The following is a 14656-nucleotide window of genomic DNA, read 5'->3' as shown; positions in this document are numbered from 1 at the left end:
CTTTTTCGAGCCGCCCCTCACCGGGCGGCTCTGTCCTTGTCGTCAACCGAGAGGCAGGCGAGCGAACCCTTGCCGGCAGCCGCATCCGCCGCACCCGTAGCTCGGCAGACCCAAGCCCCGCCGTCCACGCCGCCCACGTCGTCCACGTCACCCACGCCCTCGTCGGCGGAGGTCACCGTCGTCGACCCGGCGCTGGTCAAGCGGGCGGTGAAGGCGGCGGCTCTCGGCAACGCGATGGAGTGGTTCGACTTCGGCGTCTACAGCTACATCGCCGTGACGCTGGGCAAGGTCTTCTTCCCCTCGGGCAACCCCACGGCCCAGCTGCTCTCCACCTTCGGCGCGTTCGCGGCGGCGTTCCTGATCCGCCCGCTCGGCGGCATGGTCTTCGGGCCGCTCGGCGACCGCATCGGCCGCCAGAAGATTCTCGCCCTCACCATGATCATGATGGCGGCGGGCACTTTCGCGATCGGCCTGATCCCCTCCTACGCCTCCATTGGCGTGGGCGCCCCGATCCTCCTGCTGATCGCCCGCCTGGTGCAGGGCTTCTCGACGGGCGGCGAGTACGCGGGCGCGTCCACCTTCATCGCCGAGTACGCCCCCGACAAGAAGCGGGGCTTCTTCGGCAGCTGGCTGGAGTTCGGCACCCTCGCCGGCTACATCGGCGGCGCGGGCCTCGTGACCCTGATGACGGCACTCCTGTCCTCGGAGGACCTCCTCACCTGGGGCTGGCGCATCCCGTTCCTGATCGCGGGCCCGATGGGCCTGATCGGCCTGTACCTGCGGATGAGGCTGGAGGAGACCCCCGCGTTCGCGGCGGAGCTCGCCAAGGCCCACAAGGACGAGCAGTCCCGCCCGAAGGTGCGCCTGCGCGACATGGTCACGGGTCAGTGGAAGGCGCTGCTCCTGTGCATGGGCCTCGTCCTGGTCTTCAACGTCACCGACTACATGCTGCTCTCGTACATGCCGAGCTATCTGACGAGCGAGCTCAAGTACGACGAGACGCACGGGCTCATGGTCGTGCTCGCCGTGATGGCGCTGATGATGTGCGTCCAGCCGTTCGCGGGCGCGCTGACGGACCGGGTGGGCCGCCGTCCGGTCATCGCCGCGGGCTGCGCGGGCTTCCTGCTCCTCTCGGTCCCCGCACTGCTCCTGATCCGCGAGGGCTCGCTCTGGGCCATCGGCCTGGGCATGGCGGCGCTCGGCCTGCTCCTGGTCTGCTTCACGGCCTCGATGCCGTCGACCCTCCCCGCCCTCTTCCCGACCAAGGTCCGCTACGGCTCGCTCTCCATCGGCTTCAACATCTCCGTGTCGATCTTCGGAGGCACGACACCGCTGGTCGTGACGGCGCTGATCGGGGCGACGGGGAACATGATGATGCCCGCGTACTACATGATGGCCGCGGCCGTGGTGGGCGGCGTCGCGGTGTGGTTCATGAGCGAGAGCGCGGGCAGGCCACTGCCGGGGTCGCCGCCGGCGGTGGAGCCATCAAGCCCGGCCGGCGTTTGAGGCCGTCTTTTCGGGGGGCCAGGGGGCGAAGCCCCATGGTTTCGGGAAGGGGCGGGGTCGGGGAACGCCCCGCAGGGCCCGCCCCTACCCCGCAAGGGGCCCGCCGCAGGGCACGTCCCCCGGAATGTCCCCACCGCGGCCCGCCCCTGCCCCGCGAGGGGCCCGCCCCTACCCCGTCGGCACCCCAGCCTGCCAAGCCGTGAACAAAGGCACCTCCCCACCCCCGTCAAGCACCACAACCCCAAAGGGCCGATTAAAGGCGATCCACTCGATCCGCCGAGGCACATACGCACCGCCCGGCGCCATCGGCACAGCCGTAACCGCCGCCGCCTCGACCCCCTCCTCCGCGACCTTCACCACCGCCTCCTGCACCACCTGCGATATCGCGAGCCGCTCCGGCGACATCCCGGAGAAGTCTGCCCCCGCGCTCATGGCCCACCGCACACCGAGCGCGGCCAACTGCTCCGTCGCATCGACCCGCGTCCGCAAGGACAAGCGGGGCAGCGCCATGTTGATCTGCTCGGCGTCGATCCCGGTCCACCGCCCCTCAGGCGCCCACGCGAGCGGCAGCACTTCAGCAGCTCCCGCCCCCGGCTCGCCGAGCACGAACCGCACCCGGGCAGGCACCCGCCCGCCCTCCGCCCGGCACTTCAGCTCGACGACGCTCGCGCCGCCCACCGTCCAGGCGCAGTTCAGCGGAACGGGCCGATGCATGGTGGGCACCCGGTGCCGCACGCCGAACGCGTCCGTGAAGTCCTGGTCGCGCGTGCCCGCCCCTTCGAAAGGGATCTCCCAACGCGCTTTGAGAGCAAGGGCGTTGACGAGAACGAGCAGCACATCCGGAGTGATCACCACCGGCAGCCGCTGGATCAGACCGCCCGTCGCCTCCCGCACCCACGCGTCGATGCCGTCCGGGTCCATCGGCCCGAATCCCACGTCCGGCAGCGCTTCCCGATAGGCGCGGTACACCGGAACCCGGCTCCACACCCGGGTGGCGACGGCCATCGCGTCCGTACCGGCCAGAGCCCGCGCGGCTCTCTCGACCACACCGGCGGCCTCCTCACCCGCGACGCCGAGCAACTCCCGCAGCTCCCCGGCGGTCTCCTCCCGCGCGCCCACCGCGACGGCGGCCAGCGCCAGCCACAACCCGGCGGGCGAGCACACGAAGTCCCCCGCGCTCGCGTCGCTCCCCTGCTCCTTGCCCGGCGAAGCCATCAGCGGCAGCCATCGATCGGCGAGCCCCCGGATCGCCGGTGCGGGCAACGCCTGCTCAGTCCCGTACGTCATCCCAACCCCCCGCAGCCCACAGCTCATGTGCGCCGAACCGGTCCGACAACCCGGCCCGACAACCCCAGTATGCGAGTCCCCACTGACAATCGACCCCCACCCCACTAACATCGTTAGCGAACCTAACGAACCCTCGGAAAGGCCCCCATGACCCAGCAGCAATGGACCGCGGTGGACACCTACTTCACCGACCTGCTCGCCCCCGCCGACGAGGCACTGGCCGCGGCCCTGCACGACAGCGACGCCGCCGGTCTTCCGCAGATCAGCGTCGCGCCGAACCAGGGCAAGCTGCTCCAGCTCCTCGCCCAGATCCAGGGCGCGCACCGCATCCTCGAGATCGGCACGCTCGGCGGCTACAGCACGATCTGGCTGGCCCGCGCCCTGCCCGCGGACGGCCGGCTGATCACCCTGGAGTACTCCCCGGTCCACGCCGACGTGGCCCGCGGCAATCTCGCCCGCGCCGGCCTCGACAAGCTCACCGAGGTCCGGGTGGGCCCGGCCCTCGACTCGCTCGCCGAGCTGGTGGCCGAGGACGCGGCCCCCTTCGACCTGGTCTTCATCGACGCGGACAAGGCGAACAACCCGCACTACGTGGAGTGGTCGCTCAAGCTCACCCGCCCCGGCAGCCTGATCATCGTCGACAACGTCGTACGAAGCGGTGGGGTGGCCGACGCGGACAGCACCGATCCCAGCATTCAGGGCACGCGCAAGGCGCTCGAACTCATCGCCCGACACCCGAAGCTGACCGGCACGGCACTACAGACGGTGGGCACGAAGGGCTACGACGGCCTGGCCCTGGCCCGCGTACTGGACTGACCCCGGCCCCTCCCCACCACCCTCAACCCTCGTGAAAGAAACCGACGTTCACGCTGCGCGGCCCGGCACGATCGCGGATGACGACATCGCCGGAGCCGCCCCGGGGCAGCGGTGCCGTCCCTCCGTACTCAAGAGGCGACGCCACCCCACCCACAGTGAGCCGTACCTCCGCCGCGGGCTCGGGATGCGATCCGCGCAGCCAGGTGACGGCCCAGGCCCCGTCGGGCCCGCAGCGGAACTCCAGATGCGTACGCGAAACGAACAGCCAGTCATCGGGCGGCACCAGACGGCACACGCCACCATCACGCCCCACCCGCAACACAGCACCCGGCGCGCTCGGCGCGTCCGCCATGAGCATGCCCGCGGTCGCCCCCTCATCCGCCCCGGCCAAAGTAGCCATGGTCAACTCCAGCACGTACGCTCCCCCACTCTCGCCGAACCGGACGCGAACCCCCGGAGCGCACCCCGACCCGCTCCGCACCGCGCCGCCGCATCCTAAATCGCCCTTGGCGCGAAAGCACGGGTCATCGGAACAATGAACCTATGACCGAACGGAAGGCACCTGGACCGAGTGCGTCGGGGCCATGCGCGAGGATGGGCGCATGAGCATCGTAAAGATCAACGTCCTGGCCGTACCCGCCGAGCAGCGGGAGATCCTGGAGAAGCGCTTCGCGTCCCGCGCCAGCGCCGTGGAGAACTCCGACGGATTCGAGTGGTTCGAGCTGCTGCGCCCCATCGAGGGCACCGACGACTACCTGGTCTACACGCGGTGGCGCGACGAGGAGTCCTTCAAGGCGTGGATGGAAGGCCCCATGAAGTCGGCGCACCAGGGCGGCGGCGCGGGCGGCGGGGAGCGGCCCAAGCCCGCGTCGACCAGTTCCGCGGTGTGGTCCTTCGAGGTCGTGCAGCAGGCCGCGCCCAAGAGCGAATAGCTCTCTCAGCGGTAGCTCATCGCCAGGCGATGCCGCCGGACCGTGCGCGCCGCCACGAACGTGGCCGGTCACGTTGCGACACCGTTGTTTGTGGCGGCGCGGGAGAACACCTTCGACCGCTCGCGGGTGCGGGGCTATCGCGAGCTGTCTGCGAACGCCCGCTGGAGCAGCAGACGCAGCGCGGCGAACAACCCGCCGAGACCCACAAGGAACAGGGCTCCAGGAACCGAGGACGGATCGGCGATCCACACCATCAGAATGGCGGTCAGCGAGAGACCCAGGTGCGCAGCTGTGAGCCCGGTTCCGAGCCGACTCCTGGGCAGAGTGATCGGCAACAGCGTCCACACGAAGAACAGCGCGATGACGACGATCGGAACAACGATCACGCACCCGCCCCCAGGCCGAGAGCAACAGCCGAGAGCGACAAGCGTAGACAGTCGGCAGAGCCCACAGATGAGCTGGGCCTCGGAGGGGAGTGGGGCGCCGGGCTCACCATGATCGGGCTCGGCGTGAGCGTCGCCGTGACGGGGCGCACGGACTGAGCGGCGGGCAGGGCGCCGTAATTCGTTTGCGGGGCAGGGCAGTCGCCTCCCGAGAATGGCCCCCATGAGCAGCCATACCGATACCTCCTGGACCGTCGCCCCCGAAGCCGTCGACTCCCCTGTCGCCGCGGCGCTCTGGCGCTCGTACTACACGGAAGTCAGCGACCGGTACTACCTCCTCCACGAGAAGCGAAGGACCGCACCCGAAGAGCTGGAGCGCGAGGTCGCCGCGGAGAAGGGCGACGACCTCCGCCCGCCCACCGGCGTACTCCTTGTCGCCCGTCACGGGGGCGAGCCCGCGGGGACCGCCGGAGTGCGGCTCATGGGCGACATGAAGGGTGTCAGTACCGCCGAACTCAAGCGCGTCTTCGTCCGCGAGGACAAACGCGGCATGGGCGGCGCCCCGCTCCTCCTCGCCGCCGCCGAGGACGCGGCCCGCGCGCTCGGTGCGGAGCGGATCGTCCTCGACACGCGCCTCGATCTGGTCGAGGCCAGGGCGCTCTACGCTCGGCACGGTTACGAGGAGAGCGAACCGCTTACCGAAAGGGCGTACGCCGAGTGCTGGTACGCCAAGAAGCTGGCCCCGAAGGCCGGTTGAGAGCGGCGGCTGGCTGAAGCCGGGATGGACACACACCCGAGGACTGCGTGTCCTGAGAGCTCCTGCGTGTCCGCGAGAGCTCCCGCCTGTCCGCGGGAGCCTTCCTTCTCCCGCTCCGCCCTCGTCCGTTGGACCCCTTATGGCCTGTTGAGGCCGGGATCTGCATAATCGCTGGAGTTCTCTAGGGGTGGGGTGCGAAAGGTGAGCAGCGCGGAAAGACGTCCGAACGGCGCCGATGGCGAACGAGACGGTCGACTGTGTCCCGAATGCGGTACGTCGCGGGAGCCGGGCAGCGCGCCTACCTGCGGCTGTACGGAGCGGGCCGTCGACGCGGCGCGAGAGGCGAGGTCCGCGGACGCCGCCGCGGCGGAGGACTTCGATCCGCTGCGGATACGTCCTTATGTGACGCTGCCGGAGCCCGGGTCGGCGGACGAGGCCGTGCCTGAACCCGAACCGGCCCCCTCGCTCCCCCTCCCGCCGGAGACGGTGGCTCTACCTCGGTCGGCGGACGTGGGGATGTTCGCGGCGGGCGGTGCGTCGGAGGACGGTGCGTCGACGGGCGGCGCGTCGGAGGGCGGTGCGTCGGAGGGTGACCCGCGCCTCTCCCTGCACCTCTCCCCGCCCGCGCCCCCTCTGCCGTACGACGAAGAACCGGAGCCGCGGCGCATTCGTATCGGCCTGTACGCGGGCGCGGGCGCGGTGGCCGTGGTGACCGTCGCCGTGCTCGCGGCGGTGCTGCTCCCGCCCGACAAGCCGCAGCGGGACGACCGAGCGCTGCCGGACGTGCCGACACGGGTGGTGAACGCTCCGTCCGGTTCAGCCGCCAAGGAGTCGACGCCGACGACGGTTCCCCCGCCGCCCTCCGCGCCTGCGTCCTCGCCCACGGCCCCGCCCACGTCACCCGAGGCGAGCCCGTCCAAGTCCCCGTCACGCACGGCATCGGACGAGGCGAGGCCCACCCGGCCGCCGAGCCGCTCGACGGCGCGGGCAACGGATTCGGCGGAGTCGGACACACCGTCGGCCGACACAGTCCTGAAGCAGGGCGACAGGGGCCCGGAGGTCGAGGAGCTGCAGCAGCGCCTGCAACAGCTGTACCTGTACATGGGCGAGACCGACGGCACCTACGACGCCCCGGTCACGGACGCCGTGGCCCGCTTCCAGGCCGCCCGGGGAACACAGAAGGACGCGAAGGGGGTCTACGGGGAGGAGACGCGGGCGGCACTTGAGGCGGAGACGTCGGAACCGCGGCAGCATCGTCGGCCACGGTAGCCGCCCCATCACGAACCACGATCACGACTCGCCTCCTCTGCCGGGTGCCGGGTGCCGGGCGTCGGGCGTCGGGTGCCGGGGCCCCTGACGGCAAGGCGCCCGGCACCGAGATGGTGCCGGGCGTCAAGAAGCCTGAGCCGGAGCCGGAACCGGACAGCAAGCGTGCCCGAGCCGAGCCCGAGCCGCGCCTCAGCCGGACGTCAGCCGAGTAGCCAAACGTCAGTCGAGCCTCATCCGAGCCTCAGCCGAACGTCAGCTGAAGCGCCCCGCCCTCAGCAGGGGTGACCCGGACCTGCGTCAAGTCAGCGACATGCACGGTGGGCCCGAACTCCCCGGCCCTGGGGCCGATCCCCACGACCCGCATGCCCGCCGCGAGCCCGGCGGCGATCCCCGCCCCGGAGTCTTCGAAGACAACGCAGTCAGCAGGGTCGAACCCGAGCTCGGCGGCCCCCTTGAGGAACCCCTCGGGGTCGGGCTTGCTCGCCCCCACGCTCTCAGCGGTGACGCGCACGGCGGGAAGCGAGAGACCGGCGGCGGCCATCCGCCCGGTGGACAGCGGCACATCGGCGGACGTCACGAGCGCGTGCGGCAGCCCATCGAGGGACGCCAGGAAGGCGGCGGCGCCCGGTATGGGAACGACGCCCTCCATGTCAGCGGTCTCGGCGGCCAGCATCTCGCGGTTCTCCGCGTAGTTCTCCTCCATGGGCCGCTCCGGCAGCAGCACCGCCATCGACGCGTATCCCTGCCGCCCGTGGACGACCTTGATGACCTCGTCGAAGTCGAGCCCGTACCGCTCGGCCCAGCGCCGCCAGCAGCGCTCGACCACCGCGTCGGAGTTGACGAGGGTTCCGTCCATGTCCAGGAGGAGGGCCCGGGTGGTCAGAACAGAGGCGGTCTCGGCCGTCATCGGCGCACTCCAGAGCACAGAGAGAGATTCCGCGGAGGAAGGGTCGCGGAAGGATCGCGAAGAAATCAAGGCAGCCCCGCCCGCCGGTCAGGGAACACGGGCGGAGCCACTTTGTTCCGCAAGGATACAAAAAGGGGCCTCCGGACGCCAGCACCGCAGGTCACACCCCCCACAGAGCCCACGACCGGACGCCCTAAAACCACCCCAAGACCCCACCCCAAGACCCCACAACCAGTCGCCTCAGGCAGTCACATCAGGCAGTCGCGCCAGACAGCCACCTCACGCAGCGGCCTCACGCAGCGACCTCAGGCAATCGCCTCATACAGGCTCCACAGCCCGAGCCCGAGCATCAGGAGCGCGGCGATCTTGGTGATGAGCGAGAGCGGCACGCGCTTCATCAGCGCCTTTCCGCCGACGATCCCGAGCCCGGCGACCGCCCACAGCGCGAGCACCGCACCCAGGCCCACGGAGAGCGGGTCGTCGTACCGGGCGGCCAGGTTCGCGGTCATGATCTGCGTCAGGTCACCGAACTCCGCGACCAGGATCAGCATGAATCCCGCACCGGAGACCTTCCAGAAGCTCTGGTCCTTGGGCTCGCGGACCTCTTCCTCCTCGTCGCCGCCCTTCAGGAGCAGCATCGCCGCGCCGCCGAGGAAGAGGACGCCGGTGAGCGCGTGCAGCAGCTGCTGCGGCAGGAGCGTAAGGACACTGCCCGCCGCCACGGCGAGCACGACATGGACGACGAAGGCGGCCGCGACCCCGACGAAGACGTACGAGGCGCGGTAGCGCGTCCCGAGGACGAGCCCGGCCAGCGCTGTCTTGTCCGGGAGTTCGGCAAGGAAGACGACGCCGAAGACGAGCGCCATCACGCTGATGCTGATCAAGGTTCCTCAATCGGTCGGGGCTGCCCCACCGAGAGCAATCTGTACATCACGTACGACACCTCGGCACGGCAGCACACACGGACGCACACGGTCATGTACGTCGGGTACTACTTGCCGAAGGTCTCGCTGGCCGACCACGTCGATGACGAGGTCTGCCTCCGGGCGCCGGCTCAGACGAGCTGAGCAGTATGTCGACGGTCCGGCGAAGAGCTACTCCCCTTCTGCGCCATCCATCGTACGGGACGTCCGCACACCCCGGACCAGGGCCTTTCGACCCCCCGAGGGTGTGACCCGGGCCACACCTCCCGAGCTATCGGACATTCGTTCGTCAACTCCCGTACAGATGAATGAACATGACACGGCGCCAGAACTCTTGAACTGACCACCCGATTGACGCGACCCTGTCACTTGACGCACATCCACCGGAAACCCCACCGCGTCAGCATGGCCACCCAAACGGCCAACATCCCCCCACACCCAGGGAGTTCGTATGTCCGCTGTCTACGCGCGTCGACGCCTCGCCACTCTCACCGCCCTGACCGCGCTCGCCTCCGGCGCGGCCCTGCTCACCGGCGCCCCCGCCCAGGCCGCTCCCCCGGCGCCGGTCTCCGCCGCAACCGCCCGCACCTACCTGGGCCAGCTCACGGAGAAGGCCGAGGGCTCGTCCGACGGCTACAGCCGGGAGAAGTTCCCGCACTGGAGCACCCAGTCCGGCGCCTGCAACACCCGCGAGGTCGTCCTCAAGCGCGACGGCACGAACGTCGAGCAGGACGCCAGCTGCGCGGCCACATCGGGCACCTGGAAGTCCCCCTACGACGGCGGCACCTGGACCGCGTCGGGCGATGTCGACATCGACCACGTCGTCCCGCTCTCCGAGGCCTGGAAGTCGGGCGCGAGCAGCTGGACCAACGCCCAGAGGGAAGGTTTCGCCAACGACCTCACCCGCCCGCAGCTGATCGCCGTCACCGACAACGTCAACCAGGCCAAGGGCGACAAGGACCCGGCGAAGTGGCTGCCGCCCACCACCTCGTACCACTGCTACTACGCGCGGATGTGGGTGGACGTGAAGCACCACTACAGCCTCACGGTGAACGCGGAGGAGAAGAGCAAGCTGTCCTCGATCCTCAACGGCTGCTGAGGTCACCGGCTCTCGACGGCCACTGAGGCCACCGACTCTCGACGGCTGCCGAGGCCACCGGCTCTCAACGGCTACTGAGGCCACCGACTCTCGACGGCTACCGAGGTCCCCGATCCTGACGGCCGCCGAGTCACAGGCCTGTAACCAGCGGGAATCCCCGGAACCTCCCCACTGGCCTCCGTCGTTCCGTACCGTACGGGGCGACGGAGGAGAGTGATCATCGTGGCACGGCTGCGCCTGGGTCCGCTGCTGAGGTATGTCGACGGTTCGACGGCGACGGTGTGGGTCGAGACCGACCGTCCCTGCACCGCCGAAGTGCGGTGCGAGGACGGCGCCAAGGGCACGGCGAACACGTTCCAGATCGCGGGCCACCACTACGCGCTCATCCCGGTCACGGGGCTGCGTCCGGGCGCCGAGACCGCGTACGAGGTGCGGCTCGGCGACAGCGACGCCCCCGTGTGGCCGCTGCAGGACTCGCCCTTTCCGCCGAGCACCATCCGCACGCCGGGCGAGGTCCACGACGAAGCCCTGCGTGTCACCTTCGGCTCCTGCCGCTGGGCCGCCCCGCCGAGCGGGGAGCACGACCCCGTCGGGCCGGACGCCCTGGACACCCTCGCCGCCCGCATCGCGGGCGGCACGGACGCCGACCGGCCGGACGTCCTGCTTCTCCTGGGCGACCAGGTGTACGCGGACAACACGTCGGAGGCGACGAGGCGCTGGCTCGCGGCACGGCGGAACCTGAACGACCCGCCGGGCGACCAGGTCGCGGACTATGAGGAGTACACCCACCTCTACTACGAATCGTGGCTCGACCCCGAGGTCCGGTGGCTGCTCTCCACCGTGCCGAGCTGCATGATCTTCGACGACCACGACGTCATCGATGATTGGAACACCAGTGCGGCCTGGCTCGCGGAGATGCGCGCGACGCCCTGGTGGCGCGAGCGCGTGCTGAGCGGACTGATGTCGTACTGGGTCTATCAGCACCTCGGCAATCTGCCGCCCGCCGAGCTTGAGCGGGACGAGTTGTACGCCGAGTTGCGCGCGACGCCGGACGGCACGGACGCGCTGCGCGCCTTCGCCTCCGCCTCTGACGCCGACCCAGCGGCGACCCGGTGGAGCTACCGCCGGGACTTCGGCCGCGTACGCCTGCTCATGGTCGACACACGGGCGGCGCGCGTCCTGGACGAGCAGAACCGCGCGATGATCGACCCGGACGAGGCACGCTGGCTGCGCGAGCAGGCCCTCGACGGCACGGGTGGCACGAGCAGCAGCTCAGGTGGCGGTGGAACCGGTGGCTACGACCATCTCCTGATCGGTACGTCCCTGCCCTGGCTCCTTCCCCACCTCATCCATGACGCCGAGGGCTGGAACGCCGCGCTCTGCCGTGGCGAGCGGGGCGCGCGCTGGGCCCGCTTCGGCGAGAACCTGCGCAGGCGTTCGGACCTGGAGCACTGGGCGGCGTTCCCCTCCTCCTTCGACGCGCTGACGGACCTGATCGCCGAGGCGGGCACGGGGGCGGGCGCCCCGGCGACGGTGTGCGTGCTCTCCGGCGACGTCCACCACGCGTACATCGCGGAACCGACCTGGCCGGACGGCGGCGGCCCCGACGCCCGCGTCCTGCAGCTGACGTGCTCCCCCATCCACAACTCCATTCCCGCGTCGATAAAGCTGGGCTTCCACTTCGGCTGGAGCAAGGTGGGCCGCGCCCTGGGCCGCCGCTTCGTCCGGCACGGACGAATAACCCGGGCCGCCATCAAGTGGCGCAAGACGGGCGGGCCTTGGTTCGGCAACCAGCTCATGACGCTGACGCTGCGGGGCCGTTCGGCCCAGGTGCGGCTCGATCAGGCCCAGGTGGTGAAGGGCGCGGGCGGCGTACGGCTCGTGACGACGCAGGAATCCCGACTTTCGTGAGCCTGCACCGGCTCGTGACGACACAGGAATCCCGACTTTCGTGAGCCTGTACTCCATTTAGTCCCCAGGGCCCCACCAGCTCCCATAGCCCCGATAGTTCGTATAGCCCCACAGAGGAGACCGGGCCGCACGGGAGTCACGTGACACAGGCCACACCCGTCTGACGATCCTCCGCTTCGGGGTTCGACTTCGGGACTTCCGGCGGCATGATGAGGCGGACCGTCCGCTTCCCTCACTCCGCCCCCAGCACCCCCGCACTCCTCACAACCCCCGTTTCCCCTCCTTACCCCCACGCCCCACATCACCCTCACATTCCCCACCACCCCCTCGTACGCCCGGGAGTCACGCCTTTGTCCGCACCATCCGCAGCGGCCGCCCCGGCACATGACATCGCTGTCGCCGTCGTCGGCGCGGGGCCCCGCGGCACGAGTGTCCTGGAACGCCTCTGCGCCTCGGCGGCCGAACTCCTGCCACCGGGGACACGGCTGACGGTCCACGTCATCGACCCCTCGCCCCCGGGGCCGGGACGCGTCTGGCGGACCGCCCAGCCGGCCGAGCTGCTCATGAACACGGTCGCCTCCCAGGTCACCCTCTTCACCGACGAGAGCGTCGACTGCGCCGGACCGATCCGCCCGGGCCCGAGCCTGTACGCGTGGGCCGCCGCCGGGCACGCGCCGCGGCTCGGCCCGGACGACTACCCCACGCGCGCCTGTTACGGCCGCTACCTGGAGTGGGTCTTCGCCGAGACACTGCGCGGCGCCCCCGGAACGGTCCGGGTCGAGGTGCACGCGGCACGCGCCGTGCGGCTCGACTCCGCGGACGGCTCGGGCGACGGCGCCCAGACCCTGGTACTCGACGACGGCCGCGAACTCTCCGGGCTCGGCGCCGTCGTCCTCGCGCAGGGGCACCTCCCCACGGTCGGCGACGAGCGGCAGGAGCATCTCGCCGCGCACGCCGCACGGCACGGCCTGCGCCACATACCTCCGGCCAATCCCGCCGACGTCGACCTGTCGGCCGTCGCCCCCGGCGAGCGCGTCCTCCTCCGCGGCCTCGGTCTGAACTTCTTCGACCACATGGCGCTCCTGACGCAGGGCCTTGGCGGACGCTTCACCCCGGCGCCGGGGGGCGGCCTGCGCTATCAGCCCTCGGGGCGCGAGCCGAAGCTGTACGCGGGGTCGCGGCGCGGCATCCCCTACCAGGCGCGCGGCGACAACGCGAAGGGCGCGTACGGACGGCACCAGCCGCTCGTCCTCACCTCCGACGTCATAGCCCGCTTCCGCAAGCGCGCGGACAGCTCGGACGCCCCGGACTTCCTGGACGAGATATGGCCACTCGTCGCGAAGGAGGTGGAGACGGTCTACTACACCGCCCTCGCCCAACCCGGCGAGCGGGCGAAGGACTTGCGGGACGCCTTCCTCGCGACGCCGCACCACAGCCCTCAAGAGGACCTGGTTCTTGATGAGTTCGGGATACCCGAGGCGGCACGGTGGTCCTGGGACCGGCTTGCACAGCCCTACTTCGGCCATATTTTCCGCTCCCCGGACGACTTCCGCACCTGGCTCCTCGCCTATCTGCGCGAGGACACCGCGCAGGCAGCCCTCGGAAACGTGGCGAGTCCGCTGAAGTCGGCCCTGGACGTGCTGCGCGATCTGCGCAACGAACTCCGCCTGATCCTCGACCACGGCGGCCTGGCCGGGGCGTCACGCCGCGAGCACCTGGACCGCTGGTACACGCCCCTCAACGCCTTCCTCTCGATCGGCCCACCCCGGCGCCGCATCGAGGAGATGACGGCGCTGATCGAGGCGGGTGTCGTCGAGGTGCTCGGCCCGCGTCTCGACGTGCGGCCCGTGGACGGGGCGTATCTCGCGCACTCCCCCGACGTACCGGGGTCGAATGTGTCCGTCACCACAGTCATCGAGGCCCGGCTCCCCGAACCGGACGTGCGGCGCACCGCCGACGAGCTGCTCGGGCGGCTCCTCGATACCGGCCAGTGTCGCGCCCATGTCGTCGACGGCTACGAGACCGGAGGCGTCGACGTCACACCTCGCCCCTATCACCTGATTGACCGTCAAGGTCGTTCCCACGCAAGGAGGTTCGCGTTCGGAGTGCCCACGGAGGGTGTGCACTGGGTGACAGCCGCGGGGGCCAGGCCCGGCGTCGACTCGGTGACCTTGTCGGACGCGGACGCGGTGGCGCGGGCCGCGTTGCGGACGGCGGCGGGAGCGGCGGAGACCCCCTCCCCGGGTGGAGTGATCCCGTCCGCGAGGGAAGCGGAATCCCCCGAATGGCCAGATGTTGAACTTGCAAGCATTGATTAGGTACCCCTAACCTTGGGCCTCCGCTCGGTTACCGTCCCCGAAAACCGAAGGAGACCCCCCATGACTGGACGTCTCAACAGCGCCCAGCCCTACGCCCTCGGGCTTTTCCGCATCGTCATAGGCCTGCTCTTCGCCTGCCACGGCGCCGCGTCGCTCTTCGGAGTGCTCGGCGGCGCGATGGGCGGCGGCACAATCGACGCCGGCACCTGGCCGGGCTGGTACGCGGCCGTCATCCAGCTGGTCGGCGGCGCCCTGGTCGCCCTCGGCCTCGGCACCCGCGCCGCGGCGTTCATCTCGTCGGGCTCGATGGCGTACGCCTACTTCAAGGTGCACCAGCCGGAGGCCCTGTGGCCGCTGCAGAACGGCGGAGAGGCCTCCGCGATCTTCTGCTGGGCCATGCTCCTGTTCGTCTTCACCGGCTCGGGCGCCCTCGGCCTCGACCGCCTCTTCGCCTCACGCGGCGAGCGCGAGGACGAGACGGCGTCGGAGCGGACGCCAGTGGCCGCCTGACGCCTGACGCCAGGCTCCGGCTTGCGCTCGAACGTGAC

14 protein-coding genes are annotated in these 14656 nt (G+C 70.4%); 9 read left to right on the top strand and 5 right to left on the bottom strand.

Annotated features, from left to right (window positions below; genetic code table 11):
• Positions 1 to 69 precede the first annotated feature (69 nt).
• The gene (proP, locus tag ACZ5CR_RS08030; RefSeq protein WP_468854710.1) at positions 70 to 1506 is read left to right on the top strand and encodes a glycine betaine/L-proline transporter ProP; all 1437 of its coding nucleotides are present in this window, start codon (positions 70 to 72) and stop codon (positions 1504 to 1506) included.
• Positions 1507 to 1674: 168 nt separating this feature from the next.
• Here proP and ACZ5CR_RS08025 read toward each other — a convergent pair whose 3' ends face one another.
• Positions 1675 to 2793 carry a serpin family protein gene (locus ACZ5CR_RS08025; protein ID WP_468854707.1) on the bottom strand — a complete coding sequence of 373 codons (1119 nt, stop codon included), beginning with the start codon at positions 2791 to 2793 and terminating at the stop codon, positions 1675 to 1677.
• A 147-nt stretch (positions 2794 to 2940) separates the two neighbouring features.
• Here ACZ5CR_RS08025 and ACZ5CR_RS08020 point away from each other — a divergent pair, with 147 nt between their 5' ends.
• A complete protein-coding gene (locus ACZ5CR_RS08020; protein WP_468854705.1) occupies positions 2941 to 3609 on the top strand; it encodes an O-methyltransferase in 669 nt (222 codons plus the stop codon).
• 22 nt (positions 3610 to 3631) lie between these two features.
• On the opposite strand, the gene ACZ5CR_RS08015 is transcribed toward ACZ5CR_RS08020, so the two are convergent.
• Entirely contained in the window at positions 3632 to 4024 is a 393-nt protein-coding gene (locus ACZ5CR_RS08015) for a hypothetical protein (RefSeq protein WP_468854703.1), read from the bottom strand.
• A 187-nt stretch (positions 4025 to 4211) separates the two neighbouring features.
• Here ACZ5CR_RS08015 and ACZ5CR_RS08010 point away from each other — a divergent pair, with 187 nt between their 5' ends.
• Complete coding sequence (locus ACZ5CR_RS08010) at positions 4212 to 4541, top strand: antibiotic biosynthesis monooxygenase family protein (RefSeq protein WP_468854700.1); 330 nt, start codon at positions 4212 to 4214, stop codon at positions 4539 to 4541.
• Between the two features lie 134 nt (positions 4542 to 4675).
• Here ACZ5CR_RS08010 and ACZ5CR_RS08005 read toward each other — a convergent pair whose 3' ends face one another.
• A complete protein-coding gene (locus tag ACZ5CR_RS08005; RefSeq protein WP_468854698.1) occupies positions 4676 to 4927 on the bottom strand; it encodes a hypothetical protein in 252 nt (83 codons plus the stop codon).
• A 220-nt stretch (positions 4928 to 5147) separates the two neighbouring features.
• Here ACZ5CR_RS08005 and ACZ5CR_RS08000 point away from each other — a divergent pair, with 220 nt between their 5' ends.
• Together ACZ5CR_RS08000 and ACZ5CR_RS07995 are read left to right on the top strand one after the other, a co-directional pair.
• Positions 5148 to 5681: a GNAT family N-acetyltransferase gene (locus tag ACZ5CR_RS08000; protein ID WP_468854696.1), complete on the top strand. Its 534-nt coding sequence runs from the start codon at positions 5148 to 5150 to the stop codon at positions 5679 to 5681.
• A 201-nt stretch (positions 5682 to 5882) separates the two neighbouring features.
• Positions 5883 to 6950, top strand: coding sequence for a peptidoglycan-binding domain-containing protein (locus ACZ5CR_RS07995; protein ID WP_468854695.1), 1068 nt, complete (start codon positions 5883 to 5885; stop codon positions 6948 to 6950).
• A gap of 241 nt (positions 6951 to 7191) precedes the next feature.
• Here the strand turns inward: ACZ5CR_RS07995 and ACZ5CR_RS07990 are convergent, their stop codons facing one another.
• The gene (locus ACZ5CR_RS07990) at positions 7192 to 7857 is read right to left on the bottom strand and encodes an HAD-IA family hydrolase (protein ID WP_468854693.1); all 666 of its coding nucleotides are present in this window, start codon (positions 7855 to 7857) and stop codon (positions 7192 to 7194) included.
• Positions 7858 to 8162: 305 nt separating this feature from the next.
• On the bottom strand, positions 8163 to 8741 hold the full coding sequence (locus tag ACZ5CR_RS07985) for a TMEM165/GDT1 family protein (protein WP_468854691.1): 579 nt from the start codon (positions 8739 to 8741) through the stop codon (positions 8163 to 8165).
• 490 nt (positions 8742 to 9231) lie between these two features.
• Between ACZ5CR_RS07985 and ACZ5CR_RS07980 the strand changes: the two genes are divergently transcribed.
• The 4 genes from ACZ5CR_RS07980 (at position 9232) to ACZ5CR_RS07965 (ending at position 14618) form a co-directional block, all read left to right on the top strand.
• Entirely contained in the window at positions 9232 to 9879 is a 648-nt protein-coding gene (locus ACZ5CR_RS07980) for an HNH endonuclease family protein (RefSeq protein ID WP_468854689.1), read from the top strand.
• A gap of 222 nt (positions 9880 to 10101) precedes the next feature.
• Positions 10102 to 11790, top strand: coding sequence for an alkaline phosphatase D family protein (locus tag ACZ5CR_RS07975; RefSeq protein WP_468854686.1), 1689 nt, complete (start codon positions 10102 to 10104; stop codon positions 11788 to 11790).
• A 350-nt stretch (positions 11791 to 12140) separates the two neighbouring features.
• Positions 12141 to 14108, top strand: a complete 1968-nt coding sequence (locus ACZ5CR_RS07970) for an FAD/NAD(P)-binding protein (RefSeq protein WP_468854684.1) — start codon at positions 12141 to 12143, stop codon at positions 14106 to 14108.
• 60 nt (positions 14109 to 14168) lie between these two features.
• Positions 14169 to 14618 (top strand): DoxX family protein, encoded by a 450-nt coding sequence (locus tag ACZ5CR_RS07965; protein WP_468854681.1) that lies wholly within the window; start codon positions 14169 to 14171, stop codon positions 14616 to 14618.
• The last annotated feature ends 38 nt before the right edge of the window (positions 14619 to 14656 follow it).

It is taken from the genome of Streptomyces sp. NPDC031274 (assembly GCF_055570235.1).
Note: the sequence above shows the minus strand (reverse complement) of the source record. Positions and strands in the feature narration are given on the sequence as shown.

Bases quoted from the DNA above. Each gene is read 5' to 3' on its own strand.
- ACZ5CR_RS08025 (WP_468854707.1), bottom strand. From the start codon at position 2,793: ATGACGTACGGGACTGAGCAGGCGTTGCCCGCACCGGCGATCCGGGGG.
- ACZ5CR_RS08020 (WP_468854705.1), top strand. From the start codon at position 2,941: ATGACCCAGCAGCAATGGACCGCGGTGGACACCTACTTCACCGACCTG.
- ACZ5CR_RS08010 (WP_468854700.1), top strand. From the start codon at position 4,212: ATGAGCATCGTAAAGATCAACGTCCTGGCCGTACCCGCCGAGCAGCGG.
- ACZ5CR_RS08000 (WP_468854696.1), top strand. From the start codon at position 5,148: ATGAGCAGCCATACCGATACCTCCTGGACCGTCGCCCCCGAAGCCGTC.
- ACZ5CR_RS07990 (WP_468854693.1), bottom strand. From the start codon at position 7,857: ATGACGGCCGAGACCGCCTCTGTTCTGACCACCCGGGCCCTCCTCCTG.
- ACZ5CR_RS07980 (WP_468854689.1), top strand. From the start codon at position 9,232: ATGTCCGCTGTCTACGCGCGTCGACGCCTCGCCACTCTCACCGCCCTG.
- ACZ5CR_RS07965 (WP_468854681.1), top strand. From the start codon at position 14,169: ATGACTGGACGTCTCAACAGCGCCCAGCCCTACGCCCTCGGGCTTTTC.